This is a genomic window from Rhizobium sp. 2MFCol3.1 (assembly GCF_000377565.1).
Taxonomy (GTDB): Bacteria; Pseudomonadota; Alphaproteobacteria; order Rhizobiales; family Rhizobiaceae; genus Rhizobium.
Genome location: NZ_KB898354.1, coordinates 51,561 through 77,003 on the forward strand (window position 1 = coordinate 51,561; position 25,443 = coordinate 77,003).

The window sequence follows — 25,443 nt, forward strand, 5'->3', positions numbered from 1 at the left end:
CAGTATGCGTATCGCTAAGTCGGCGCTCATCCAGCCCGGCGGGAATGTGGCCTATGCCGTTTCCGCCGTGGCGATTTCGCTTTTTTCGTTCGCCTACTCGCTTCGGTTCGGGCAGGTGTCGATCCTGCTTTACTATGCGCTCTGGCTGCCGCTGATCGCGGTCGATTACCGCAAGGTGCTCGGCAACTACAATCGCTACATCTGGATCTACGCCTTCGCGGCGATCGCCTTCCTGTCGGTCTTCTGGTCGGCGGCGCCCAGCGTGTCGATGCGCGCCGCCATTCAATATTTCACGCAGGTGCTGTGCACGCTGATCGCGGTCAGGGTGCTGGATGCCAAGACGCTGACGCTCGGCATGGTCGCCGGCATCGGCATCGTACTCGTCTATTCGGTGCTCTTCGGGCATTACGAGCTCGACGTGATCGACAACACCTACAGCTTCGTCGGCGCCTTCGCGTCGAAGAACCAGCTCGGGTTCTATGCCTCGCTCGGCCTGATCGCCTGTTTCGCGACGGTATTCATCTTCGGCGAACGCCGTCCATCATGGCTGGGTGCCACAGGCGTCGTCGGGCTGCTGTCGGCCTATTGCCTGATGATGTGCCAATCGGCGACCTCGGTTCTGACCGCGGTCGTGGTTCTGGCGCTGATGGTCGGTCTGCGTGTGGTGCTGACGCTGACGCCCGACCAGCGCAAGCTGCTCGTCATTGGCGGCGGGGTCGCGGTGATCGTGCTTGCGGTCGCCGGTGTCTATCTCGGCGCGGTCGATGCCGTGCTCGGGATCTTCGGCAAGGATTCGACGCTGACGGGACGCACCTATCTGTGGCAGCAGGGGATCAAGGCTGCGGCCGACAATCCCTATTTCGGCGTCGGCTATCAGGCCTATTGGGTTCAGGGCTTCTCGGAGCCGGAGCGTCTCTGGGAAGAGTTCTTCATCGGCTCGCGCAGCGGCTTCCACTTCCACAACACCTATATCGAAACGACGGTGGAGCTCGGCCTCGTGGGCCTTCTGATCCTGGTCTTCACTTTCCTGAAGATCCTCTGGGGGCATTTGCGTCGCCTGATCGAAGACATCAGGAACGATGAATCCTATCTGCTGTTTGCCATCTGCGTGCTTCTGTTGATCCGCTCCTTCGTCGAGATCGACATTCTGACGCCCTACAATGTCGGGACGTTCCTGTTCTATTTCTGCGCCGGAAAGCTGATGAGCGTGCGCCGCCAGCCTGATGTCGCGGCATGGGCGCGGCAGGCACGGCAGCCCGAACCTTTGATGCATTAGCACTTAACAGCATTGTCGGCCGGCATTGACCGGTCATTTGAGGAAACCGGATGAAGACCCTTTACGGCATCCAATATCTGCGCGCCTTTGCGGCGCTTGCTGTCGTCGTTTTTCACGCGGCCGAGAAGTCCGGCGAGCACTTCGCCATCGGGGCTGCCGGTGTCGATGTGTTCTTCGTCATCAGCGGCTTCATCATGTGGGTGATCAGCGAGCGCCGGCCGATGACGCCGCAGGGTTTTCTCCTGGACCGCCTGCGCCGCATCGCGCCATCCTATTGGCTGGTGACAGCAATCATGATCGCCGGCGCCGTGGCCGGGCTGTTTCCCAACCTGCAGCTGACGACGTCGCATATCCTTGCGTCGCTGTTCTTCATTCCCGCGCATTCGCCAAGCACCGGCGACATCTGGCCGGTGCTGGTGCAGGGGTGGACGCTGAATTTCGAGATCTTCTTCTACGTGCTCTTCGCGGGCGCACTGTTCCTGCCGCGCAAATGGCGTCTCGTCTTTCTGCTCGCGCTGTTCGGCGGCTTCTTCCTTGCCGGGCAGATCCTGCAGCCGACGACGCCGGCGCTCTACACCTATACGCGGCCGATCATTCTCGAATTCGTCGGTGGCGTGCTGATCGCCGAGCTTTGGCTGCGCTGGTGGATCGCCGGCACCAGCCTGGGGCTTGCCTGCGTGGGCGCCGCTCTTTCCGGTTTCGCCGCCATCCATCTGATGGGCGCCGAGTTCAATGCGGGGATCTGTGGTCCGCTGGCGATGGTGCTTGTTTACGGGATGGTGTCGCTTGAGGCGGCCGGAAGTCTCGGCCGCATGCCGCTGCTCACCTATCTCGGCGACGCCTCCTATTCGATCTATCTCTGGCACACGCTGGCGATCTCGGTGGTCGCCAAGGCGGGGCAGGTCATCGGTCTTTCGGCTGCGGTCATGGCGCCGGTGTGCGTCCTTGCCGGCGTGGTTCTTGGAACCGCGGCCTACGAGCTCATCGAAAAGCCGCTGAGGAAGCTGCTCTCCAGCTCCCGCTCGAAACAGGCCACACTCGCCCGCCGGCCCTCATGAAGAGGCTTCGACCGGCGGGGGCCCGGCATCCGGTTCCACCGTCGGCGCCGGCCGGGCCTTTCTCCTGAACGAGCGCAAGGCGACATAGAAGACGGGCGTCAGGAACAGACCGAAGATCGTGACGCCGAGCATGCCCGAGAAGACGGCCGTGCCGAGCGACTGGCGCATTTCCGCGCCGGGGCCGGTGGCGATCGCGAGCGGCAGCACGCCGAAGATGAAGGCGAAGGCCGTCATCAGGATCGGGCGAAGGCGCAGATGGCTCGCCTCGACGGCTGCCTCCACGGGAGACTTGCCTTCGTCTTCCGCCTGGCGGGCGAACTCGACGATCAGGATCGCGTTCTTCGCCGCAAGGCCGATCAAGACGATCAGGCCGATCTGAGTCAGCACGTTGTTGTCCATGCCCCTGAACCAGACGCCGATCAGCGCGGCGAGCACGGCCAGCGGGACGATCAGGATGATGGCCAGCGGCAGCACCCAGCTTTCATATTGGGCCGCGAGCGCCAGGAATACGAAGATGACCGACAGGGCGAAGATATAGACCGCCGTGTTGCCGGTGTGGGTTTCCTGGTAGGCGAGTTCGGTCCATTCGAAGGTCGTACCCGGCGGCAGGATCTTGGCGGCCAGCGCCTCCATCTTCTTCAGCGCGTCGCCCGTCGATGTGCCGGGTGTCGGATTGCCCTGCAGCGGAACGGACACATACATATTGTAGCGCTGGACAAGCGCAGGGCCGCTGGAGTCCTGGATATCCATCAGCGTGCCGAGCGGCACCAGCGCGCCGGTGGCCGAGCGCACCTTGAGACCTAAAATATCCTCGCGGTCCATGCGGTATTGCCGGTCGGCCTGGGCGCGGACCTGGTAGACGCGGCCGAAGGCGTTGAAGTCGTTGACATAGGCGACGCCGAGATTGATCGACAGCGCGTTGAAGATGTTGGGGATCGGCACGTTGAGGAAACGGGCCTTGTCGCGATCGATCGCGAGATAATATTGCGGGCTGGCATCGGAGAAGGTCGTGAAGACGCCGGTCAGGCCTTCGGTCGTCGCGGCCGCGCCCATCATCTGCCGGGCAAGGCCGAGAACGCGGGTCATGTCGGCGTTTTCAAGATCGAGGATCTGCATCTTGAAGCCGCCGGAATTGCCGACGCCGCGCACGGATGGCGGCGGCACGGCGATGATGAAGGCCTCCTGGATGCTCTGCAGCTTGCCGAAAAGCTCGCCGATGATCTTGTTGGCTGTCTCGCCGCCTTCCTCGCGCTCGGCAAACGACTTGAACGGCACGAAGACGACGCCGGAATTGGAGGCGTTGGTGAAGGTCGCGCCGCTGAAGCCGGCGAATTGTACGGCATTGCCGACGCCGGGGACCGTGCGGGCGATATCGCCCACCTGCTTCACCACCGCATCGGTACGCGCCAGCGACGCGCCATCAGGAAGCTGTACGACGACGATCGCGTAGCCCTGGTCCATGGTCGGGATGAAGCCTGACGGGACCTTGGTGATCATGAAGTAGGTGGCGCCGAGCAGGCCCGCGAAGACGAGCAGCGAGCAGGTGATGCCGATCCAGCTTCTGACGAGGTGCCTGACGATCCACGAATAGCCGTGGCTCAGGCGATCGAAGCCGTTGTTGAAGCCATTGGCGAGACCGCGCCCGAAACGCAGGGCGATGTTGTTGCGCGTGTGCTGATGATCGTGGCTTCGGAGCAGAATGCCGGCCAGCGCTGGCGAGAGCGTCAGCGAGTTCAGCGCCGAGATCGCGGTGGTGACCGAGATGGTCACCGCGAACTGCTTGTAGAACTGGCCGGAAATCCCTGGGATGAAGGCGGTCGGAACGAAGACGGCGATCAGCACCAGCGAGATGGCGATGACGGCGGTGCCGACCTCATCCATGGTCACATGCGCAGCCTCCTTCGGCGTCATGCCTTTGGCGAGATTGCGCTCGACATTCTCGACCACGACGATGGCGTCGTCGACGACGATGCCGATCGCGAGCACTAGGCCGAACAGCGTTAGCATGTTCAGCGAGAAGCCGAAGGCGAGGAGCACGGCGAAGGTGCCGATCAGCGAGACCGGGATGGCGATGATCGGGATGATCGCGGTTCGCCAGGATTGCAGGAAGACGAGGACGACGATCGCCACCAGGATCGCGGCTTCGGCGATGGTCCGGTAGACCTCGGTGATCGATTCCGAGATGAACTCGGTGGTGTCGTAGACGATGCGGTATTCCAGACCCTGCGGGAAGGTCTGGGAGATGTCCTTCATCAGCGACTGGATCTGGTGCGCGGTATCGAGCGCGTTGGTTCCCGGGCGTGCGAAGATGCCGAGCGCCACGGCGGGGTCGTTGTTGAGATAGCTGTTGGTCACATAGTCCTGCGCACCGAGCTCGATGCGGGCGACATCCTGCAGCTGCACAAGCCGGCCGGCGCCGGTTGACTTGACGATGACGTAGCGGAATTCGCGCACGTCGGAGAAGCGGCCGTCGGTTCTCACCGTATATTCGAAGGCGTTCTTGCCTGTCACTGGCGGTGCGCCGATCTTGCCGCCGGAGACCTGGACGTTCTGGTCGCGAAGGGCCGAGACCACGTCATCCGATGTCATGCCGTAGGCGGAGAGCTTCTGCGGATCGAGCCAGATGCGCATGGAATACTGGCGCTCGCCGAACACCTGCACGTCGCCGACGCCATCGAGGCGCACCAGGGTGTCGCGGATGCGGTTACGGGCGTAGTTGGAGACGTAAAGCTGGTCGTAGCGGTGCGAGGGCGAGAGAAGGTGGACGACCATCATCAGATCGGGCGAGCTCTTGTCGGTGGTGACGCCGAGGCGCTGCACCTCTTCGGGAAGCCGGGGCAGGGCGATCGAGACGCGGTTCTGGACGAGCACCTGCACCTTGTCGAGATCGGTGCCGAGCTTGAAAGTGATGGTCAGCGACATGGCGCCATCGGCGCTGGAATAGGAGGACATGTAGAGCATGTCCTCGACGCCGTTGATCTGCTGCTCCAGCGGCGTGGAGACCGTGTCGGCGATGGTCTGCGGGTCGGCGCCCGGATAGGAGGTGCGCACGACGATGGTCGGCGGCGCGATCTCCGGATATTGCGACACCGGCAGCTGCGTGTAGGCGATGCTGCCGACGACGAGGAGCACGATCGAGATGACCGCCGCGAAAATCGGGCGGTCGACGAAGAAATGAGCGAACCTCATTGTGGCGTCTCCGTCGCGGCGTTTTCCGGCGGCGTGTCGCGCCGCTCCTGCGGCAGTTCGGTCATCTGCGGCGTGATGGTGGCGCCGGGGCGGGCGCGCATCAGGCCGTTGACGATGATCGTCTCGGTGCCATCAAGGCCTTCTCGGATGACACGGTAGCCGTAGAGACGCGGGCCGGGGCGCACGGGCTTGGTCGATACCTTGCCGTCAGTGCCGACAACGAAGACGACGCGTTCGTTCTGGTCGGAGCCGATCGCCTCGTCGGGCACGAGGATCGCCTTGTACTTGTTGGAGGCCTCCACCTGCACGCGGCCGAAGAGGCCGGGCTGCAGGATCAGGTCGGGATTGGCGAGGCGAGCGCGGATGCGGATGGTGCCGCTTTCGTTGTCGATGCGGTTTTCGGCGAAGTCGAGCTTGCCGATGAAGGGCTTGGCGTTCGGGTCGGAGATGGTCACCGTAACCGGCACGCCGCCGCCGCCCAGTTGCAGATCCTTGCCGAGCTTGCGCGCCGTGTCGGCGAAGTTCAGCAGGCGGCGCTCATCGACGTCGAAGTAGAAATCGATCGGGTCCAGCGACACGATGGTCGTCAGGATTGTCTGGTCCGCCTGCACCAGATTGCCTGTCGAGATCAGGCGGCGGTCGATGCGGCCGCTGAGCGGCGCCGATATCGTCGTATATTCCATGTCAAGCGCCGCGCGGTCGGCGGTTGCCTGGGCGCCGCGGACATTGGCCTGCGCGGAGAGCCACTCACGCCGGCGATCGTCGAGCGTCGAGACCGACTGGCTGCCGCTGGTGGCAAGGCTCTGCGCACGGTTGAACTGTGCTTCGGCGTAGGTCTGGGTGGATTTGGCGACTTCGAGCGCGGCATTGGCCTCGTTGAGCGCGGTGACGAACGGGCGCTGGTCGATGACGAAGAGCTTGTCGCCCTTCTTCACCAGCGCGCCATCGGTGAAATCGACCTCGTTCAGATAGCCGCCGACGCGTGCGCGCACCGAGACCTCGTCGACCGCCTGGAAGCGGCCGATGAACTCGTCGTTATCGACAACTTCGCGCACCACGGGCTTGGCCACGGTAACCGGTGGCGGCGGCGGAGAGGCGGCCTGCTGGGCGGATGAGGCGAGGGGTAAGAACGCGACGCTGCTGAAGGCCAAGACGTATCGAAGCGAGAAAGGCATGGCGGCTCCCCATTCGGGCGGCCAAACACGCCGCCATGACTATGCTGAAAGAATGCGTTTCATGTCAGGCGGTACTCGAGCGACTGTGTGTCGCTCGCCTATTTCTAATGCTGTCTTACATTCGTGGCGCTGATAGCGCTCACGACTTGCATGCCGTTGAGATCGATTGGCCGGGAAGGTCCCCACCCGGTAAGCCTCTGGATTTCCATATAAACGGGTGTCTTGACGAAAAGCAAATCCCGGTGGGTTGAAATTTTCACGGCCGTTGAAATCAGGGAGAGTATCGGCGGGCCGCCAACGCTTGCCGGTTTCGGCGCTAGGTTCCTTAGCCGGGTGCGACAATTTGGCCGCACATTAGCAATAATCAACCGAAGGTGACTTGTATGTTGCACCTGCTCAATATATCTAGGCACATTATAAGTGTGCTTACTATTCGCGCAGTCTTCAATGAACAGCAATCCGACCCTCGGCTTCCTCCTCCATGATGTCGCACGTCTGCTTCGAAAGCGTTTCGAGCAGCGGGCGAAGGGTCTTGGGCTGACGTCGTCGCAGTGGCAGGCGCTGGCGTATCTCTCCAACAATGAGGGGATACATCAGGGCGGGCTGGCGGAGATGCTGGAGATCGAGCCGATCACACTTGTACGCATTCTCGACAAGCTCGCCGAGCGCGGGCTGATCGAGCGCCGCCAGCACCCGACGGACCGCCGGATCTGGCTGCTTTACATGCGCGAGGAGGCACATCCGCTTCTGGCGGAAATGCGCGGACTTGGCGATGTGACGCGAGGCGAAGCCCTGGAGGATGTTTCCGCGGAAGAACGGGAGCAGCTTTTCCAAATCCTGTCGCAGATGAAGACCAACCTAGTGCAGGCCTGCCGGACCCCCCTGGCATTGGCCGAAAACGAGACCAACCATGGCTGATAAAACTCCCCTGCGCGTCGTGTCCGACGCCGATGCCAATACTGCTGCCGGCAAGACTGCTGCCGAAACGAACGAGGTTTCTCCTCGCGAGGAAACTGTCGCCGAGGCGCCATCGTCCACTCCGGCGCCTGTCACCACTGTGGCGCCACCCGTGACCACGCCGCCGCGCCGCAAGCGCAGCATGACCCGGCCGGTGCTGTTTGCGCTGCTGCCGGTCGCGCTCGTGGTCGGCGGCTATTACTACGTCAATGGCGGCCAGGTGATGTCGACCGACAACGCCTACATCAAGTCCGATATGGTTGGGCTGACCACCGACGTTTCCGGTATCGTCGACACGATCAACGTGCATGAAAACGAAGCGGTGAAGCAGGGGCAGGTGCTGTTCAGCCTTCGCCAGGACGTGTTCAAGATCGCACTCGATGGCGCCAAGGCGCAGCTCGGCGCGGTGCGCAACCAGATCCTCAACCTGGAAGCAAGCTACCAGCAGTCGCTGGCCGAGATCACCCAGGCCGAGGCCGACATTCCCTATTTCCAGACCGAGTTCGACCGCCAGCAGAACCTGCTGAACAGCTCCGCGGCCACCCGCACGGCGTTCGACCAGGCGAAGCATAACCTGCAGGCGGGTCAGCAGAAGGTCGCTGTGGCCAAGGCGCAGGCGGCCGCCACGCTCGCCCAGCTCGGCGGCAATGCCGACCAGCCGGCCGAGCAGAACCCACTCTATCTCGAGGCCCAGGCAAAGGTCGACGACGCGCAGCGCCAGCTCGATCACAGTGTCGTCCGGGCGCCGTTCGATGGCATCGCCACCAACGTCAACGCACTGCAGCCGGGCTCCTATCTCGAAGCATCGACGCAGGCCTTCTCGCTGGTCGCCACCAACAATCTTTGGATCGACGCCAGCCCGAAGGAAACCGAGCTCACCTATGTGAAGCCCGGCCAGACGGCCACCATCTATGTCGACACCTATCCGGGTGTGACCTGGAAGGGCAAGGTCGAGAGCATCAGCCCGGCTTCCGGCTCCAGCTTCTCGCTGCTGCCGGCGCAGAACACGACGGGCAACTGGGTCAAGGTCGTGCAGCGTATTCCGATGCGCGTCAGCATCGAGGATGCCGCCGGCAAGCCGCCGCTTCGCGTCGGCATGAGCACGGTCGTTGATGTCGATACCGGCCACGCGCGCGGCCTGCCGGATTTCGTGTCCAAGCTTCTGGGCCGCTCGGGCGGAGATCATGAGTAACGCTGCCTCCGCGCCCTTCGTCCCGGTCGCCAATCGCGGCATGATCACGGCCTGCGTCATCCTCGCCGTCATCATGCAGGCGCTGGATACGACGATCGCCAACGTCGCGTTGCCCTATATTCAGGGCAGCGTTTCGGCGAGCGCCGACCAGATCAACTGGGTTCTGACCTCCTACATCGTCGCGGCCGCCATCATGACGCCGCCGTCGGGCTTTCTTGCCGCCAAGTTCGGCCGCAAGAAGGTGCTGTTGACGGCGATCACCGGCTTCGTCGTGGCTTCCGTGCTCTGTGGTCTGGCGCAATCGCTGAACCAGATTGTCGGCTTCCGCTTGTTGCAGGGCCTGTTCGGCGCATCGCTGGTGCCGCTGTCGCAGGGCATTCTGCTCGATATCTACACGCCGGAAGAACGCGGCTCCGCCATGGCCTTGTTCGGCGTGTCGGTCATGGTCGGGCCGGTGCTCGGTCCCGTCATCGGCGGCTGGCTGACCGACAACATCAGCTGGCGCTGGGTGTTCTATATCAACGTGCCGATCGGGGCGCTCGCCTTTGCCGGCATCATGATCTACGTGACCGAGACGAAACTGGACGCGCTTGCCAAGCTCGACTGGTTTGGCTTCGGGATGATGAGCCTCGGCATCGCGTCGCTGCAGCTCTTCCTCGATCGCGGCGAACAGCTCAACTGGTTCGCCTCGGGCGAGATCATGATCGAGGCGATCATCTGCGCCGCGGCCTTCTATCTGCTTGTCGTGCACACGCTGACGGCGGAGAAATCCTTCGTCAATCCGAAGCTGTTTCTCGACCGGAACTTCTCCGTCAGCATGATCTTCATCTTCGTGATCGGGATCACCTATCTCGCCTCGCTGGCGCTGATGACGCCCTACCTGCAGACGCTGATGGGCTATCCCGTCATCACCGCTGGTATCGTCATGGGGCCGCGCGGCATGGGCACCATGCTGTGCATGTTTATCGTCGGCCGGTTGATCGGCAAGGTGGATACGCGCCTGCTTCTGGTGCTCGGCCTCGGGCTGACGGCATGGGCGATGTATGACATGACCGGCTGGACGCCCGATGTCTCGCAGTGGACGATCGTCTCTGTCGGCTTCATCCAGGGCGCCGGGCTCGGCTTCCTGTTCGTGCCGCTGACGACGATCGCGTTTTCGACGCTGCCGGCGGAGATGCGCGGCGACGGTACCGGTCTCTACAACCTGTCGCGAAACATTGGCTCGAGCGTGGGGATCTCCATCGTCTCGGCGCTTTTGGTCGAAAACGCGCAGGTAAACCACGAGAACATCGCCGCCTATGTCACGCCGTTCAACCACGCCTTCGACGCGGCGGCCGCGCAAGGGATGAGCCCGCTTACGGCCGCCGGTCGCGCGGCGCTGAACGAGCTGATCACGCTGCAATCGACTGTTATCGCCTATATTGATGACTTCAAGCTGCTGATGATCATGTCGCTGGCGGTCATTCCGCTGGTGCTGTTGCTGCGCAAGCCCAAGGTGGCGCCTGTTATGGACCACAGCGCCGTGATGGAGTGATCAGCGAAATGGTTTGCTGAGATAGCGAGACCCTGAAATGCCGAAGCGCCATGGTGCTTCGGCATTTTTCGTGATGCCGATGCGTTTTCCGCTGACGATCGGCGGCGGTGCCGTCGGCGTCAGTGAATAGGGGTCGTGGTCGAGCAGGCGATCATTGAGGGCGATGGTGACGCCGAGCGCCTGGCAGAGCTTGCCGGGGCCACTGCAAAGCTGAGTAAGCGCGTCGGTGCCACGGCGTTCGATCATCGTGGCGATGCCGATTTCGGGCTCGATGGCGCGGATGAGCACGGCGGAGCCGGGGGTGCAGACGAAGTTCAGGCACCAGTGCATGCCGTAGATGCGGTAGATATAGACATTGCCCGGTTGGCCGAACATGGCGCCGTTGCGCTGTGTCGGGCCGCGAAAGCTGTGGGAGGCCTCGTCATCGGGGAAATAGGCCTCGGTTTCGACGATGCGTCCGCCGATGCCGCCGACCGTGAGGCGGCAGGCCAGAAGATCGCGTGCGACGGAGATCGCATCACGCTCGAAGAAGCGGGTGAGGGCGTCGCCCGCAATCGGTGCCGCGCCGAGCGCGCCTGTCCCGTCGTCCATGTGATCTATCGGCCGGGCTTCGGATCATGCAGCGGGATCGACGAGCCGGTGACGGAGACCGGGTCGCTTGCCGGGAAGGTGTCTTCGAGGCCTTCGTCCAGTTCCTCCTCCAGCGTTGCCGCATCCTTGCTGCGCGGACCGTCGCCGGCCGAGCTGTCATGCGCCGCGAGCAGCAGCTGGCGGGCGTGGGAGACGGCGTTGTCGCGGGTCAGGCCAGGTGTGGCGGCATTATAGAGCGTCACGGAAATGCTGTTGCCGGTCTTGTCGCCGAACAAGACGACGAAGCCGCCCTCGCGTGCGTTCACTGTTATGTCTGTGATGGTCATGGTTTTGCTCCCGATGATGGGTTTGCCGACGTCTTTCTCGTATGCCTATGTTTGCCTCGCGAACACCTTCGTCAACCATTCGATGAAGACGCGGACGCGTGGCGAGAGCTGGCGGTTTCGCGGATAGAGCAGCGAGACGGGCGTTTTCGTCAGCGGATAGTCTTGCAGGATAGGCTGGAGCTCGCCGTTGTCGATATAGCGCTGGGCGTGATAGCGCGGAACCTGGATGATGCCGAGGCCGAGGCGCGCTGCCGCGTGGAAGCTTTCGGCGGCGTTGACTGATAGCGTCGCGGGCAGGGTGATGTTGCGGATCTGGCCGCCGACGAGGAATTCGAGTGGCACCAGCGCGCCGGTGGCGCTGGAGTGAAAGCCGACCATGCGGTGTCCGTCGAGCCGGTCGGGATGCTCCGGCGTTCCATAGCGGGCGAGGTAGGAAGGCGAGGCGAGCGTGACTTCCTCCAGCATCGCCACACGGCGAGCGACCATGTCGCTATCGGCGGGGATGCCGACCCGCAGCACGCAGTCGATGCCCTCGCGCACGAGATCGACGAGACGGTCGCCCTCGCTCATATAGAGTTCGATATCGGGATAGGCTTCGAGAAAGGACGGCAGGTTGGGCAGCACGAAATGGCGCGCCAGCGTGCCATGCACATCGACGCGCAGCATGCCTTTCGGTTTGGCACCGGCGAAGGCGCCCTCGGCATCCTCGATGTCCGAGAGAATCGACAGGCAGCGGCGGTAATAGGCCTCGCCGTCGAGCGTCGGGCTCACGTGGCGCGTCGTTCGCTGCAGCAGGCGCACGCCGAGGCGCGCCTCAAGCTGCTTGACCGCGTCGGTCACTGTCGAGCGCGGCAGGCCCGTATCCTCGGCGGCGGCGGTGAAGCTGCGGCGCTCGACGATACGGCAAAAGACGCGCATGGCATCGAATCTGTCCATCTATCTGTTCGCTATATCCGGATAGTGATGGCGGATAATGGATGATTATCCGCCGCAGGAAAAGCGGCATCTTCTCTCCAACGGCGCGATATCGCGCTTCCAAGCAAGGAGAACGACAATGACGGTTTCGGAAAACAGGGTTGCGATCGTGACCGGCGCCTCCAGAGGCATCGGTGCGGCAATTGCCGATCGGCTTGCACGCGACGGATTTACCGTCGTGATCAACTATTCCGGCAACGCAGCGCCGGCCGAAGAGCTGGCTGTTGCCATCGAAAAGCGCGGCGGCAAGGCGCTGACGGCGAAGGCCGATGTCAGCGATGCGGAGGCCGTGCGGCGGATGTTCGACGCGGCCGAGGCGGCCTTCGGGGGCGTCGACGTGCTTGTTAATAATGCCGGGATCATGGCGCTTTCTTCGATCGCTGATGCCGACGACGCGCATTTCCAGCGCATCATGGACGTCAATCTCAAGGGTACGTTCAACACGCTGCGCGAGGCCGGCAAGCGGATGCGCGATGGCGGCCGGATCGTCAATTTCTCGACGTCGGTGGTCGGGCTGAAGCTCGAAACCTATGGTGTCTATGCCGCGACCAAGGCCGCCGTCGAGACGATGACGGGGATCATGGCCAAGGAAATGCGCGGCCGCGATATCACCATCAACGCGATTGCGCCGGGGCCGACGGCCACCGATCTGTTCCTCAACGGCAAGTCCGAGGAACTGGTGGCGCGGATGGCGAAGATGAATCCGCTGGAGCGGTTGGGCACGCCGGAGGATATTGCCGCGGCCGTCTCGTTCCTCGTTGGTCCCGATGGCTCCTGGATCAACGGCCAGGTGCTGCGCGCCAATGGCGGCATGATCTGATTTGTGTCTTGGGGAGGGCGGCAGTTGGGCCGCTCTCCTTCCGGCGGGTCGCTGTTGTGGATATTAAGCGCTAAAAAATGCCAGCGTCTGCAAGGGGATAGGGATAGGCTCCGCCTTGAAGCGGCGGGGTCGCAATATCCCCTTACATTTGCATCATGATTGTCTATATTAGCAATGTAGGGATGTGCGGGACTCCTCCAATCCTACGCATCAGACCTCAATAACTGCCGAGCCATTGTTCCCTGGTGACCCGGCAGAGAGTGAAAGAAGAAATGGCAAAACACATGGTTGCGGCCCGTTGAAGGTAAACGCCTCGCGGGCCGCAGTTCTGTCAGCGGGCATCCAGCTTGGCGTCGGTCAGAAGCTTGACCATCCAGTCGACGAAGACGCGGACCTTGTTGCTGAGGTGGCGGTTCGGGGGATAGACGATGTAGAGCCCGAGCGGCTCACGGTTCCACTCCGGCAGCACCTGAACCAACGCACCACTTTCCAACTCATTGCGGATCATGAAGTGCGGTAACTGCGCGATGCCGAGCCCCGAGGTGGCTGCCGTCACGAAGGTCCTGCTGTCGTTGACCGAGACGAGATAGCGCGGATTGATCTCCAACTCCTCGTTGTCTTTGCGGAATTCGAACGGAAGCGTCCGGTTGGTCTGCGCGCGGAAATAGTTGACTGAATAGTGATCGTTTTCAAGCTCTTCCGGTCTCGCCGGTGCTCCGTACTTCTCGAGGTAGAGCGGTGAGGCGCAGGTGATGAGCTCCACCTCGGATACGCGGCGTGCAATCAAGGATTGGTCGGCCGGGGTGCCGGCGCGCAGCGCGCAGTCGACGTTCTCGGCGAGATAATCCACGGTGCGGTCGCCGACGCCGAGGTCGATGCGGATATCGGGATATTTCTGATAGAAATCGCAAAGCGCCGGCACGACGATCCAGTCGGCGAAGGCGCCGGCCATCTCGACGCGCAGGCGCCCGTTCGGGAGCCCTTGCGAGTTGGTGAGGCTGCCATCGAGCTCGGCGATCTCGGAGACGATCTGGGCCGCGCGTTCGTAATAGAGCGCGCCGTCGGTCGTCACCATGACGCGGCGGGTGGTGCGGTTGAGGAGCTTGGTGTGCAGATGCGCTTCAAGCCCTTGAATGAGGTTGGTCACCGTCGCCTTGGGCATCGAGAGCGTGTCGGCGGCCCGTGTGAAATTGCCTGTCTCCACGACGCGAATGAAAGCGCGCATTGCCGAGAGCTGGTCCATCGGAATTCACCTGAGTAGGTTGCAGTGCGGTATTGTTCGAAATCCGGAACAGTGTAATCGTATTGAGGCTTCTTATTCCGTGAGTGGAATAACAATATCTTTTTTTCAGAAATTGCAAGCCGTCGCCTTGGGCAATATGTTGCAACGGCAACATTACACCCGCGACGCAAGGATCGATACGATGACGGTGCAAGTGAAAGACATGGTGTTTGACAAGGTGGCCATTGGCCCCGTGTCGACGCGTATCTATCAGGGCGCCGAATACGGCAAGGGTTCGCCGATCGTGTTGTACTTCCACGGCGGTGCGTTCCAGTCCTCGGGGCTGCAGGACAATGCGGTTGCCGAAGCGATCGCACGCGCTGGCGCCATCGTGGTCGTCGCGGATTACAACGCTCCCATGGGCGGGGTTTTTCCGAAGCCTCTCGAAGTCGGCTACTCGCTGTTTTCCTACATGGCCAACAAGCGCGCCTCCGGTCTCGGTGACCGCAACTCCGCGCTGCTGGTTGCCGGCGAGGAAGCGGGTGGCAACATCGCCGCCAGCGTGGCATTCAAGGCTCGCGATCACTATGCCGACGCCCTCGATGGCCAAGTTCTCATTTCTCCGCTGGTCGATCCGTTCATGGGATCGTCCTCGATGCGCGAAGCCGACAGCATCGGCATGCGCGAGCGCTGGGCCGCGGGCTGGAGCCATTATCTCAGCGGCGGCGGATGCCATCCTTATGCGGCGCCGTGCCTCTGTTCACGCATCTCGGGCGTCGCGCCCGCACTGATCTTCACTGCGAAGGACGATCCCCTTCGTGATGAGACGCTTGGGTTCGCCGATCGCCTGAAACAGGCCGGCGTACCAGTTCGTCAGCATGTCTCTCCCGCCGGGGCAGGCTGGCCTTCGATTTACGGCGGGACGTCCGACAAGCCTCCGGGTTGGCGCGAAAGCATCACCCAAGAATTTGGAAGCTTCGTTCGTGACATGCGAAGGCAACCCGTACCTTTGAAGACCTGATCAATACTCGGCCGTGGGGGCCGTAAGGAGAATACAAATGACGTCCAGTAAGAAGCGCTGGGCCCTTGTGGGCGCCGGTCTGAGCCTTGTTGCGTCCGTTTCAGCCGCAGCACTGTTTTTCGAACTGCCGATGAGCGGCACCGCGACTGCCGCAACCGCCGAGGCACAGGCCGCTCCGCCGGCCGTGCCCGTTACCGTCGCTGTCGTCGCCAGCCGCGACGTCACCGAATGGGAGCAGTTTTCCGGCCGGCTCGAAGCCGTCGATCGCGTGCAGATCCGCTCGCGTGTCGCCGGTGCCGTGCAGTCGGTGCATTTCCGCGAAGGCGCGCTGGTGAAGGCCGGCGATCTGCTCTTCACCATCGATCCGGCACCTTACCAGGCAGCCGTATCGCAGGCCGAAGGACAGGTTGCGTCGGCCGAAGCCAAGGTCAATCTCGCACAGATCGAGCTTGATCGCGGCCGCAGGCTTTCCGACAACCGGACGATTTCGCAGAGCGATCTCGACCAGCGGCAGAACGCATTCACCGAAGCGCAGGCCGGTCTTCGCACCGCGCAGGCCGCACTTCGCTCGGCTGAGCTCGAGCTTGGTTATACCGAGGTCAAGGCACCCGTTGCCGGTCGCGTCGGCAAGCTCGAAGTGACTGTCGGCAATCTGGTCGCGGCCGGATCGACCTCGTCGGAGCTGGCCTCGCTCGTCTCCGTCGATCCCATCTACGCCAGCTTCAGCGCCAGCGAAGGCATGGTCGCCAAGGCGCTTGCCCAGCTTCCCGCCGCCGATGGCGCGGTTCCGGCCCTTGAACAGATCCCCGTCGAAGTCGGCACGCTTGCCGATGAGGGCACGCCGATCAAGGGCAAGCTGCAGCTGATCGACAACCAGGTGGATGCCTCCAGCGGCACGATCGGCGTTCGCGCCGTGTTCGACAATCCCGGTGGCAAGCTGATCCCGGGCCAGTTCGTGCGGGTTCGCATGGGCCAGCCGAAGGCAGAGAACAAGATCCTTGTCAGCGAACGGGCGATCGGCACCGACCAGGACAAGAAGTTCGTCTTCGTGGTCGATGGCGAGAACAAGGTGAGCTACCGGCCGGTCCAGCTCGGCATTGCCGAGGGTGGCGACCGCGTGATCGAAAACGGCCTTGCCGTCGGCGACAAGATCGTCGTCAACGGTCTGCAGCGCATTCGTCCGGGCGCGGTGGTGGCACCGCAGATGGAAGAAAAGGTCGCGGCCAAGTAAGACGCAGACCCCTCCCCAATCCCTCCCCACAAGGGGGAGGGGCTAAGCCTGCCGCACCGCCCAAGCCAGGATTTGGCAGGACAGTGCCACACGTCTTCTCCCCCCTTGTGGGGGAGATGGCCGGCAGGCCAGAGAGGGCCTTTTAAGCATCCAGTTCTACCCCTACCGGCGGTATCCCAACCGCCGGAGAGGGTCGTTGCATCCCAAATTTCATCCCGGAGAGGGCTTTGAAATGAATATCTCCAGATTCTTTGTCGACCGCCCGGTGTTTGCCGGGGTGCTATCGGTCCTCATCGTGGTCGCCGGCCTGATCGGCATGCGATCGCTGCCGATTTCCGAATACCCGGAAGTCGTTCCGCCATCGATCGTCGTGCGCGCCACCTATCCCGGCGCCAACCCGAAGGTCATCGCCGAAACCGTCGCCACGCCGCTCGAAGAGCAGATCAACGGCGTCGAGGGCATGCTCTACATGTCCAGCCAGGCGACATCCGACGGCGTGATGACGCTGACGGTGACCTTCAAGCTCGGCACCAATCCCGACCAGGCGCAGCAGCTGGTGCAGAACCGCGTCAGCCAAGCAGAGCCCCGCCTGCCGACGGAGGTGCGCGCGCTCGGCATCACCACAGTCAAGAGTTCTCCCGACCTGATGATGGTGGTGAACCTGACATCGCCGGATAATCGCTACGACATCACCTATCTGCGCAACTATGGCGTTTTGAACGTCAAGGATCGGCTTGCCCGCATCGAGGGCGTCGGCCAGGTGCAGATCTTCGGGTCGGGCGACTATTCGATGCGCGTCTGGATCGATCCGCAGAAGGCAGCCGAGCATAATCTGGCGGCGAGCAACATCACCAATGCCATCCGCGCCCAGAACGTGCAGGCCGCTGCCGGCACGATCGGTGCGTCGCCGAGCCTCACGGGTGTCGACATTCAGCTGAACGTCAACGCCCAGGGTCGTCTGCAGACGCCCGAGGAGTTCGGCAACATCATCGTCAAGAGCGGCGCCAATGGCGAGATCACGCGTCTGCGCGATGTCGCGCGCGTCGAACTCGGCGCCTCGGATTACTCCTTGCGCTCGCTGCTCGACAGCAAGTCGGCGGTGGCTATCCCCGTGTTCCAGGCGCCCGGCTCCAACGCCATCACCATCTCGGACCAGGTCATCAAGACCATGGACGAGCTGCAGCTGGCGATGCCTGAAGGCGTGAAGTACGAGATCGTCTACGATACCACGCAGTTCGTCCGCGCTTCGATCGAGAAGGTCGTCGACACGCTGCTCGAAGCCATCGCGCTCGTCGTCATCGTCGTCATCCTGTTCCTGCAGACATGGCGTGCCTCGATCATTCCGCTGATCGCGGTTCCGGTCTCGATCATCGGTACTTTCGCCGTCATGTATGTCTTCGGCTTCTCGATCAACGCGCTCAGCCTGTTCGGCCTCGTGCTTGCGATCGGTATCGTCGTGGACGACGCGATCGTCGTTGTCGAAAACGTCGAACGCAATATCGAAAACGGCCTGTCGCCGCGCGACGCCACCTACAAGGCCATGAAGGAAGTGTCCGGCCCGATCATTGCGATTGCGCTGGTGCTGGTGGCCGTGTTCGTGCCGCTGGCCTTCATCACCGGTCTGTCGGGCCAGTTCTATCGCCAGTTCGCGCTGACGATCGCCATCTCGACCGTGATTTCCGCCATCAACTCGCTGACGCTTTCCCCGGCTCTGGCCGCCCTTCTCCTGAAGGGTCACCATGCGCCGAAGGATTGGCTGACGCGCGGCATGGACTTCGTGTTCGGCTGGTTCTTCCGCGGCTTCAACCGCGCCTTCAGCGCCAGCTCCAATGCCTATGGTAAGGGTGTCGGCGGGCTGGTGTCGCGCAAGAGCATCGTCATGGTGATCTATCTGGCGCTTGCGGGTGCGACCTATGGCTTGTTCAACGCCGTTCCCGGCGGCTTCGTGCCGGCGCAGGACAAACAGTACCTGATCGGCTTCGCGCAGCTGCCCGACGCCGCTAGCCTCGATCGCACCGAAGACGTGATCAAGCGGATGAGCGACATTGCCCTTGCAACGCCCGGCGTCGAACACGCCATCGCGTTCCCCGGCCTGTCGATCAACGGCTTCACCAACGGCTCGAACGCCGGTGTCGTCTTCGTCAAGCTGAAGTCCTTCGAGGAGCGCAAGACGCCCGATCTCTCAGGCGGAGCGATCGCCATGACGCTCAACCAGAAATTCGGCGCGATCCAGGATGCGTTCATCGCAATGTTCCCGCCGCCGCCGGTCCAGGGTCTGGGCACGACGGGTGGTTTCAAGCTGCAGCTCGAAGACCGGGCGGGCCTGGGCTACAACGCGCTGGACGAAGCGACCAAGGCTTTCCTCGCCAAGGCTTACCAGACGCCTGAGCTGGCCGGCCTTTTCTCGAGCTACCAGATCAACGTGCCGCAGCTCTATGCTGACCTCGATCGCGCCAAGGCCGAACAGCTCGGCGTGTCGGTGACCGATGTCTTCGAAACGCTGCAGATTTATCTCGGTTCGCTCTACGTCAACGACTTCAACGCATTCGGCCGCACCTATAGCGTCCGCGTGCAGGCAGATGCACAGTTTCGCGCCCATGCCGATGATATCGGTCAGCTGAAGGTGCGCTCGGCTTCGGGGCAGATGATCCCGCTGTCGGCACTGCTGAAGGTCGATGCCACGACGGGACCGGAACGCACGACCCGCTACAACGGCTTCCTTGCCGCCGATATCAACGGCGGTCCGGCACCGGGCTTCTCGTCCGGCCAGGCACAGGCAGCCATCGAGCGGATCGCCGACGAAACGCTGCCGAAGGGCATCGGCTTCGAGTGGACGGATCTGACCTACCAGCAGATCCTGGCCGGCAGCTCGGGCGTGCTCGTCTTCCCGCTGGCGCTGCTGCTCGTCTATCTCGTGCTGGCTGCCCAGTATGAAAGCCTGACACTGCCGCTCGCGATCATCATGATCGTGCCGATGGGCGTGCTGGCGGCCTTGACGGGCGTCTGGCTCACCGGTGGAGACAACAACATCTTCACGCAGATCGGCCTTATCGTCCTTGTCGGTCTCTCGGCGAAGAACGCAATCCTGATCGTGGAATTCGCCCGCGAGCTGGAATTCGAAGGCCGTACGCCTGTTCAGGCCGCGGTCGAGGCCAGCCGCTTGCGTCTGCGCCCGATCCTGATGACGTCGATGGCGTTCATCATGGGTGTCGTGCCGCTCGTCGTATCGACCGGTGCGGGTGCCGAGATGCGTGCCGCCATGGGCGTGGCGGTGTTCTCCGGCATGATCGGCGTCACCTTCTTCGGCATCTTCATGACGCCGGTGTTCTACGTGCTGATCCGCAAGCTGGCGGGCAACCGTCCGCTGGTGCAGCACAAGGACGACGATCATAACGGCCACGGTGGGGCCGAGGTCATCCGGATGGCGGCCGAATAGGCTTCCGATACGGGTAAATAGAGCAAAGGGCGGGACGCGAGTTCCGCCCTTTGTTTGTTTGAAGGAGCGGTCAGTCGATGATGAACATCTTGGCGCCGGATGTCGTCCTGGATCGGTGGGCGGCGTCGCCGTGGTCTGAGACCGTGTATCCCATTCCCGGCTTCATCACGAAGCTGCGGCCGTCCTTCAGCTCGCTGGTCACCTCTCCCTCCAGCACGTAGACGATGTGGCCGCGGTCGCACCAGTGGTCCGCCAGATAGCCCGGCGAGAGCTCGACAATGCGCATGCGGACATCGCCGTTGTTCAGCGTTCTCCATGTCGCCGTTCCGGTTTCGCCCTTGTGTTCGGTGGCCGGCAGCGCATGCCAATCGAGCGAGGTGTAGGGGAGCGGGGGAAGTTTCATCGTGGGTATCCTTATGCGTTTCGTCGGCTCGGGTTCACGGATCCGGCGCGATATGTCCAGCATTTTGTTTGCAATGCAGCATGGCTTTTTGAGCTTGCATCGGCGCGGGCGGCCCTATCAATTGTCAGGGGATACGGGTGGTTACTGCTTCGCCGCCTGTCACGAGAGGAGGTTCCATGCATATCGCTATCATCGGCGCTGCCGGCATGATCGGGCGCAAACTCACCGAACGGCTGGTGTCCGACGGGCAACTGTCTGGGCAGACGATCGGGCGGCTGACGCTGGTCGATGTCGTGGAGCCGGCAGCACCTGTCGGCTTTGCCGGGCGGGTGGATGCGAGTGCGGCCGATATCTCGCAGCCGGGGCAGGCGGCGCTGATCGTCGGGTCGCGGCCGGATATCATCTTCCACCTCGCGGCGATCGTTTCGGCCGAAGCCGAGCTCGATTTCGAGAAGGGCTACGGCATCAATCTCGAGGGGACGCGGGCGCTGTTCGAGGCGATCCGTCTGGCGCATCTGCAGGATGGATACCGCCCCTGCGTGGTCTTCACCTCCTCCATCGCCGTCTTTGGCGCGCCGATGCCAGATGTGATCCCCGACGATTTCAACCTGACGCCGCTGACGAGCTACGGCACGCAGAAGGCGATGAGCGAGCTTTTGCTTGCCGACTATACGCGCCGCGGCTTCATCGATGGTGTCGGCATTCGCTTGCCGACGATCTGTGTTCGGCCGGGCAAGCCGAACAAGGCGGCCTCCGGTTTCTTCTCCGGCATCATCCGCGAGCCGCTGGCGGGCCAGCCGGCAATCCTTCCGGTGCCGGATACGGTTCGCCACTGGCATGCGTCGCCGCGCTCGGCGGTTGGCTTTCTGATCCACGCTGCCAGCATCGATCTCGAGCCGCTCGGCGCGCAGCGAAGCCTGACCATGCCCGGTGTCAGCGCCTCGGTCGGCGAGCAGATCGAGGCTTTGCGCGCGATCGCGGGCGACAAGGCGGTGGCGCTGATCCGGCGTGAGCCGGACGAGCTGGTGATGCGGATCGTCGGCGGCTGGGCGCGGGCCTTTGCGCCGGAGCGGGCGACGCGCCTCGGCTTCGTGGCGGAGACGAGCTTCGAAGAGATTATTCGCGTACATATGGAAGACGAAATGGAAGGCAGTATCCGATGAGCAGTCAACAACGGGCGATCGCGTTTCTGGGCACCGGACTGATGGGCGCGCCGATGGTGCGGCGTCTGCTCGATGCCGGGTTTGCCGTTACCGCCTGGAATCGCGACATCGCCAAGGCCGAAGCGCTGAGGGCCGATGGCGCCGCAGTTGCGACGACAGCGGCTTTGGCCGTTGAGGGGGCGTCGGTCGTCTTCACCATGCTCAGCGATGGCAATGCTGTTGGTGACGTCTTGTTTTCGCAAGGTGTTGCACAGGCGCTCGCGCCCGGTGCGGTCGTCATCGATTGCAGCTCGATCACGCCAGAGGCGGCGCGGGATCATGCGGCGAGGCTTGGCGAACGCGGCGTCCGCCATCTCGATGCGCCGGTTTCCGGTGGTGTCGTCGGCGCTTCGGCAGGTACGCTTGCGATCATGGCGGGCGGCAGCGCCGACGTCGTCGATGCGCTGAGCGACGTGTTTTCCGCGCTCGGCCGGGTGACGCATGTGGGGCCAAGCGGCACCGGCCAGCTCGCCAAGCTCGGCAACCAGCAGATCGTGGCGATCACCATCGGCGCTGTGGCCGAGGCGATGATGCTGGTCGAGGCCGGTGGCGGGTCGGCGGAAGCGTTTCGCCGGGCGATCCGGGGCGGCTTTGCCGAGAGCCGAATTCTTGAGATTCACGGTCAACGTATGGTGGAGCGCAATTTCGGCGGCGCCGGCCCTTCGAGGCTGCAGCTGAAGGATCTCAACAATATCGCCGCCGAGGCGAAAAGCCTGGCGCTGACCTTGCCTCTGACCGAGGCCGTGCGCGCCGAGTTCGCCGCGTTCGTCGAGGATGGCAATGGCGATACGGATCACAGCGGATTGCTGCTGCATCTGGAGCGAAAGGCTGGCCGTGGAGGCCGAAAATCCTGATGGTCGGTACGGTCCCTGACGAACAATAAATAGTGCCGGCGCGCCGGCATGCAATCATTGATAGATTTTTAGGGTGTTCTAATTAATGTCACACTTGGCAATCACTGGTAGGTGATTGTGGTTGCTGGCGGGCAGCGGGGATGGATTTCGCTTTGACGTGGCGTGAGGCATGAATGGCTTTGGCATCTAAGAACTCCATACGCTCGGAGCGGGAGTTTCAAGATCTTCTACGGCGTTTGGAGCTTGCGCTCGATGCGTCGCAGATCGGTGTCTGGGAGCATGATCTGCGATCAAACGAGATCTCCTGGGACGTGCAGATGCATCGCCTCTACCAGACCGGCCAGCGCAGCGGGCCCGTGCCGACGTCGATCTGGTCGAATGCCATCCATCCCGATGATCGCGCGCGTGCCACCCAGGAATTCAATGACGCCATCGCCAAGCGCGGCCAGTATAATTCGGAGTTCCGGATCATCTGGCCGAATGGCGAGATCCGCTATATCCGCTCGCGTGCGCATTTCTATGTGAGCGAGGAGGGAGCGCCGTCGTTCATTGGCGCGGAGTGGGATGTGACCGCCGACGTGCTTCTCAACGCCGAGGCGGCACGGCAGCGCGAGGTGGCCGAGGCCCGTGCGCTGGCGCTCGAGGAGAGCACGGCGCTCATCGAGCATGCGGCCGAGCACGATTACCTGACCAGCCTGCCGAACCGGCGCTTCTTCGACAAGCGGATCGCCGAACTCGCCGAAGACGAAAGTGTCTCGACGCTGGCGGTGCTGCATCTCGACCTCGACGAGTTCAAGCAGATCAATGACAGCTACGGCCACGCCGCCGGCGACGCCGTGCTGCGTGCGGCCGCCTTGCGGATCGCCGCTGTGCTGCCGGAAACCGGGATGGCGGCGCGCATCGGCGGCGACGAATTCGTCATCGTGCTCGTCAACTTCGAGAGCATGGACGAATTGCGAGAGATTGCGCGCCGTGTGCAGAAGCGGTTGCGCAAGAAGATCCGCTTCGGCCACGAGATGCTGCAATCGGGCAGTTCGATCGGCATTTCATGGTCGGCGGATCGTGGCGATACCAATCTTCTGGCCGAATCCGACATGGCGCTTTATGCGGCCAAAAGCGGCGGGCGCGACCGCATCGAGTTCTTCACGCAGCGGCTGAAGGACGAGCTGATGGGCAAGCGGCGGATCGCCGAGGAGCTCAAGCTGGCGCTGACGGCGGGCGAAATCGTTCCCTATTACCAGCTGCAATTCGACGCCCGGACGCGGGAGATCGTCGGGCTCGAAGCACTGGCGCGCTGGCGGCACAGGGAGCGAGGCATTCTGGCGCCGGCGGATTTCCTGAAGGTTGCCGACGAGCATGGGCTGACCGCCGAAATCGACGCATCGATCCTCCGGCACGTTCTGAGGGACCGGCGCGAATGGGAGCAGCATGGCTTCGATGTGCCGAGGATTTCGGTGAACATCTCCGGCCAGCGGCTTTACGATCCGCTGCTGATCAGCGATCTGGAAGCGCTTGATATCCCTGACAATTCGATCGTCTTCGAGTTGATCGAGACGATCTTCCTCGACGACTGCGACGACGAGATGATGCAGAGCGTCGACCGGATCAAGCTGATGGGCATCGAGATCGAGATCGACGATTTCGGCTCCGGTCATGCCTCGCTGATCGGCCTCGTCAGGCTGCGCCCGACGCGGCTGAAGATCGACCGCCAGCTTGTGGATGCGATCGATACGTCCGACGAACAGCGACGGGTGGTGAAGTCGATCATCGAGATTGCCAAGGCGCTCGGCGTCAAGGTGATCGCCGAGGGCGTCGAGACCGAGCGGCATGCCGCGACGTTGGCCAAGCTCGGCTGCGATGCGCTGCAAGGGTTTGCGCTGAGCAGGCCCGCGCCGGCTGCCGAGATCGACCGCAAGTTCTTGGCGCTGGTCGCGAGCTGAGGATCAGGCGGCGGTGTCGAGTTCGCCGCGCGCTTCGAGATACCACTCCACGAAAGCCGCCACACCCTGTTCGAGCGAGGTGCTCGGCGTGTAGCCGGTAAGCGCCTGCAGGAGATCCGGGCTGGCGTAGGTGCGCGGTACGTCACCTTGCTGCATCGGCAGCATGACGCGCTTGGCCGGATGGCCGAGGGCTTTTTCCACCGTATCGACGAAGTCGAGCAGGCTGATCGGCTGGCCGCCGCCGATGTTGACGATGCGGAACGGCGCCTGATGCGACAGCGTCTCGACCTTCTCCGATGCGACGCGATTGCTCTCGGCGGGCATGACGGTCGAGAGGCGCACGACCGATTCCACGAGATCGTCGATATAGGTGAAGTCCCGGCTCATCTTGCCTTCGCCGTAGATCTCGATCGGCTGGCCCTCCAGCATGTTCTTGACGAACTTGAAGAGCGCCATATCAGGCCGGCCCCAGGGACCGTAGACGGTGAAGAAGCGGAAGGCGGTGGTCGGGATCTTGTGGAGATGGGCGTAGCTGTGCGCCATCAGCTCCATCGACTTCTTGGTCGCGGCGTAGAAGGTGAGCGGTTCGTCGGCGCGGTCGGTCTCATGGAAGGGAACGGTCGGGTTGGCGCCGTAGATCGATGAGGTCGAGGCTAGCATCAGATGGGAGACGCCGGTGTTCTTTGCGATCTCCAGGATGTTCCACGAGCCGATGAGGTTCGAGTTGAGATAGGCCTCAGGGTTCTCGTTGCTGTAGCGCACGCCGGCCTGAGCGGCGAGATGGATCATCACGTCGGGCTTGGCGACCGCGACCGCCTGTTCGAGTGCTACGCGATCCTCCAGCATCGCCGTCACCGGCGTGAAGGCCGGGAACTGGGCAAGCGCGGCGTTGCGCATATGCTTGAGCTTGATGTTGTAATAATGCGTCATGCCATCGAAGCCGGTGACCTCGTAGCCGTCCTGCAGCAGCCGGCGCGCGAGATGGAAGCCGATGAAACCGGCCGTTCCGGTGATGAAATACCGCATGCTCATGCCCTGCTG

20 protein-coding genes are annotated in these 25,443 nt (G+C 62.8%); 12 read left to right on the plus strand and 8 right to left on the minus strand.

Features of this window, described 5'->3' with window-relative positions; translation table 11 throughout:
• Positions 1–4 precede the first annotated feature (4 nt).
• Positions 5–1,276, plus strand: a complete 1,272-nt coding sequence (locus tag D460_RS0103060) for an O-antigen ligase (protein ID WP_018897032.1) — start codon at positions 5–7, stop codon at positions 1,274–1,276.
• 50 nt (positions 1,277–1,326) lie between these two features.
• Entirely contained in the window at positions 1,327–2,334 is a 1,008-nt protein-coding gene (locus tag D460_RS0103065; RefSeq protein WP_018897033.1) for an acyltransferase, read from the plus strand.
• Here the strand turns inward: D460_RS0103065 and D460_RS0103070 are convergent.
• Together D460_RS0103070 and D460_RS0103075 are read right to left on the minus strand one after the other, a co-directional pair.
• Entirely contained in the window at positions 2,329–5,523 is a 3,195-nt protein-coding gene (locus tag D460_RS0103070) for a multidrug efflux RND transporter permease subunit (protein ID WP_018897034.1), read from the minus strand. The genes D460_RS0103065 and D460_RS0103070 overlap by 6 nt on opposite strands.
• Positions 5,520–6,698: an efflux RND transporter periplasmic adaptor subunit gene (locus D460_RS0103075; protein WP_018897035.1), complete on the minus strand. Its 1,179-nt coding sequence runs from the start codon at positions 6,696–6,698 to the stop codon at positions 5,520–5,522. Before D460_RS0103075 ends, D460_RS0103070 begins: the two co-directional genes overlap by 4 nt.
• 447 nt (positions 6,699–7,145) lie before the next feature.
• Here D460_RS0103075 and D460_RS0103080 point away from each other — a divergent pair, with 447 nt between their 5' ends.
• From D460_RS0103080 to D460_RS0103090, 3 genes are read left to right on the plus strand one after another with little or no spacing between them, the layout of a single operon-like run.
• The gene (locus D460_RS0103080) at positions 7,146–7,616 is read left to right on the plus strand and encodes a MarR family transcriptional regulator (protein WP_018897036.1); all 471 of its coding nucleotides are present in this window, start codon (positions 7,146–7,148) and stop codon (positions 7,614–7,616) included.
• Positions 7,609–8,847 (plus strand): HlyD family secretion protein, encoded by a 1,239-nt coding sequence (locus tag D460_RS0103085; protein ID WP_018897037.1) that lies wholly within the window; start codon positions 7,609–7,611, stop codon positions 8,845–8,847. Before D460_RS0103080 ends, D460_RS0103085 begins: the two co-directional genes overlap by 8 nt.
• Positions 8,840–10,381, plus strand: a complete 1,542-nt coding sequence (locus D460_RS0103090) for a DHA2 family efflux MFS transporter permease subunit (protein ID WP_018897038.1) — start codon at positions 8,840–8,842, stop codon at positions 10,379–10,381. Before D460_RS0103085 ends, D460_RS0103090 begins: the two co-directional genes overlap by 8 nt.
• Here the strand turns inward: D460_RS0103090 and D460_RS0103095 are convergent, their stop codons facing one another.
• From D460_RS0103095 to D460_RS0103105, 3 genes are read right to left on the minus strand one after another with little or no spacing between them, the layout of a single operon-like run.
• The gene (locus D460_RS0103095) at positions 10,382–10,972 is read right to left on the minus strand and encodes a DNA-3-methyladenine glycosylase (protein ID WP_018897039.1); all 591 of its coding nucleotides are present in this window, start codon (positions 10,970–10,972) and stop codon (positions 10,382–10,384) included.
• Positions 10,973–10,977: 5 nt separating this feature from the next.
• The gene (locus tag D460_RS0103100) at positions 10,978–11,298 is read right to left on the minus strand and encodes a hypothetical protein (protein WP_018897040.1); all 321 of its coding nucleotides are present in this window, start codon (positions 11,296–11,298) and stop codon (positions 10,978–10,980) included.
• Between the two features lie 45 nt (positions 11,299–11,343).
• Positions 11,344–12,234 carry a LysR family transcriptional regulator gene (locus tag D460_RS0103105; protein WP_018897041.1) on the minus strand — a complete coding sequence of 297 codons (891 nt, stop codon included), beginning with the start codon at positions 12,232–12,234 and terminating at the stop codon, positions 11,344–11,346.
• Between the two features lie 118 nt (positions 12,235–12,352).
• Here D460_RS0103105 and D460_RS0103110 point away from each other — a divergent pair, with 118 nt between their 5' ends.
• Positions 12,353–13,093, plus strand: coding sequence for an SDR family oxidoreductase (locus D460_RS0103110; protein ID WP_026282738.1), 741 nt, complete (start codon positions 12,353–12,355; stop codon positions 13,091–13,093).
• 331 nt (positions 13,094–13,424) lie between these two features.
• On the opposite strand, the gene D460_RS0103115 is transcribed toward D460_RS0103110, so the two are convergent.
• Complete coding sequence (locus tag D460_RS0103115; RefSeq protein WP_018897043.1) at positions 13,425–14,336, minus strand: LysR family transcriptional regulator; 912 nt, start codon at positions 14,334–14,336, stop codon at positions 13,425–13,427.
• A 181-nt stretch (positions 14,337–14,517) separates the two neighbouring features.
• Here D460_RS0103115 and D460_RS0103120 point away from each other — a divergent pair, with 181 nt between their 5' ends.
• From D460_RS0103120 to D460_RS0103130, 3 genes are all read left to right on the plus strand, one after another.
• Positions 14,518–15,336 (plus strand): alpha/beta hydrolase, encoded by an 819-nt coding sequence (locus tag D460_RS0103120; protein WP_018897044.1) that lies wholly within the window; start codon positions 14,518–14,520, stop codon positions 15,334–15,336.
• Between the two features lie 37 nt (positions 15,337–15,373).
• Entirely contained in the window at positions 15,374–16,567 is a 1,194-nt protein-coding gene (locus D460_RS0103125) for an efflux RND transporter periplasmic adaptor subunit (protein WP_018897045.1), read from the plus strand.
• Positions 16,568–16,799: 232 nt separating this feature from the next.
• A complete protein-coding gene (locus D460_RS0103130) occupies positions 16,800–20,003 on the plus strand; it encodes an efflux RND transporter permease subunit (RefSeq protein WP_018897046.1) in 3,204 nt (1,067 codons plus the stop codon).
• A 70-nt stretch (positions 20,004–20,073) separates the two neighbouring features.
• On the opposite strand, the gene D460_RS0103135 is transcribed toward D460_RS0103130, so the two are convergent.
• Entirely contained in the window at positions 20,074–20,406 is a 333-nt protein-coding gene (locus D460_RS0103135; protein ID WP_018897047.1) for a DHCW motif cupin fold protein, read from the minus strand.
• A gap of 176 nt (positions 20,407–20,582) precedes the next feature.
• On the opposite strand from D460_RS0103135, the gene denD reads away from it, so the two are divergent.
• The 3 genes from denD (at position 20,583) to D460_RS0103150 (ending at position 24,402) form a co-directional block, all read left to right on the plus strand.
• On the plus strand, positions 20,583–21,569 hold the full coding sequence (denD, locus tag D460_RS0103140; protein ID WP_018897048.1) for a D-erythronate dehydrogenase: 987 nt from the start codon (positions 20,583–20,585) through the stop codon (positions 21,567–21,569).
• Positions 21,566–22,462: an NAD(P)-dependent oxidoreductase gene (locus D460_RS0103145; RefSeq protein WP_018897049.1), complete on the plus strand. Its 897-nt coding sequence runs from the start codon at positions 21,566–21,568 to the stop codon at positions 22,460–22,462. Before denD ends, D460_RS0103145 begins: the two co-directional genes overlap by 4 nt.
• A gap of 173 nt (positions 22,463–22,635) precedes the next feature.
• On the plus strand, positions 22,636–24,402 hold the full coding sequence (locus D460_RS0103150; protein ID WP_196809315.1) for a GGDEF domain-containing phosphodiesterase: 1,767 nt from the start codon (positions 22,636–22,638) through the stop codon (positions 24,400–24,402).
• Between the two features lie 3 nt (positions 24,403–24,405).
• Here the strand turns inward: D460_RS0103150 and D460_RS0103155 are convergent, their stop codons facing one another.
• Positions 24,406–25,428, minus strand: a complete 1,023-nt coding sequence (locus D460_RS0103155; protein ID WP_026282740.1) for an NAD-dependent epimerase/dehydratase family protein — start codon at positions 25,426–25,428, stop codon at positions 24,406–24,408.
• Between the last annotated feature and the right edge of the window lie 15 nt (positions 25,429–25,443).

Excerpts from the sequence above, each read along its gene's own strand:
- D460_RS0103125 (WP_018897045.1), top strand. The coding sequence starts at position 15,374 with ATGACGTCCAGTAAGAAGCGCTGGGCCCTTGTGGGCGCCGGTCTGAGC.
- D460_RS0103070 (WP_018897034.1), bottom strand. The coding sequence starts at position 5,523 with ATGAGGTTCGCTCATTTCTTCGTCGACCGCCCGATTTTCGCGGCGGTC.
- D460_RS0103150 (WP_196809315.1), top strand. The coding sequence starts at position 22,636 with ATGGCTTTGGCATCTAAGAACTCCATACGCTCGGAGCGGGAGTTTCAA.
- D460_RS0103110 (WP_026282738.1), top strand. The coding sequence starts at position 12,353 with ATGACGGTTTCGGAAAACAGGGTTGCGATCGTGACCGGCGCCTCCAGA.
- D460_RS0103085 (WP_018897037.1), top strand. The coding sequence starts at position 7,609 with ATGGCTGATAAAACTCCCCTGCGCGTCGTGTCCGACGCCGATGCCAAT.
- D460_RS0103155 (WP_026282740.1), bottom strand. The coding sequence starts at position 25,428 with ATGCGGTATTTCATCACCGGAACGGCCGGTTTCATCGGCTTCCATCTC.
- D460_RS0103080 (WP_018897036.1), top strand. The coding sequence starts at position 7,146 with ATGAACAGCAATCCGACCCTCGGCTTCCTCCTCCATGATGTCGCACGT.
- D460_RS0103095 (WP_018897039.1), bottom strand. The coding sequence starts at position 10,972 with ATGGACGACGGGACAGGCGCGCTCGGCGCGGCACCGATTGCGGGCGAC.
- denD (WP_018897048.1), top strand. The coding sequence starts at position 20,583 with ATGCATATCGCTATCATCGGCGCTGCCGGCATGATCGGGCGCAAACTC.
- D460_RS0103120 (WP_018897044.1), top strand. The coding sequence starts at position 14,518 with ATGACGGTGCAAGTGAAAGACATGGTGTTTGACAAGGTGGCCATTGGC.
- D460_RS0103100 (WP_018897040.1), bottom strand. The coding sequence starts at position 11,298 with ATGACCATCACAGACATAACAGTGAACGCACGCGAGGGCGGCTTCGTC.
- D460_RS0103135 (WP_018897047.1), bottom strand. The coding sequence starts at position 20,406 with ATGAAACTTCCCCCGCTCCCCTACACCTCGCTCGATTGGCATGCGCTG.
- D460_RS0103115 (WP_018897043.1), bottom strand. The coding sequence starts at position 14,336 with ATGGACCAGCTCTCGGCAATGCGCGCTTTCATTCGCGTCGTGGAGACA.
- D460_RS0103065 (WP_018897033.1), top strand. The coding sequence starts at position 1,327 with ATGAAGACCCTTTACGGCATCCAATATCTGCGCGCCTTTGCGGCGCTT.
- D460_RS0103130 (WP_018897046.1), top strand. The coding sequence starts at position 16,800 with ATGAATATCTCCAGATTCTTTGTCGACCGCCCGGTGTTTGCCGGGGTG.
- D460_RS0103090 (WP_018897038.1), top strand. The coding sequence starts at position 8,840 with ATGAGTAACGCTGCCTCCGCGCCCTTCGTCCCGGTCGCCAATCGCGGC.
- D460_RS0103105 (WP_018897041.1), bottom strand. The coding sequence starts at position 12,234 with ATGGACAGATTCGATGCCATGCGCGTCTTTTGCCGTATCGTCGAGCGC.
- D460_RS0103145 (WP_018897049.1), top strand. The coding sequence starts at position 21,566 with ATGAGCAGTCAACAACGGGCGATCGCGTTTCTGGGCACCGGACTGATG.
- D460_RS0103060 (WP_018897032.1), top strand. The coding sequence starts at position 5 with ATGCGTATCGCTAAGTCGGCGCTCATCCAGCCCGGCGGGAATGTGGCC.
- D460_RS0103075 (WP_018897035.1), bottom strand. The coding sequence starts at position 6,698 with ATGCCTTTCTCGCTTCGATACGTCTTGGCCTTCAGCAGCGTCGCGTTC.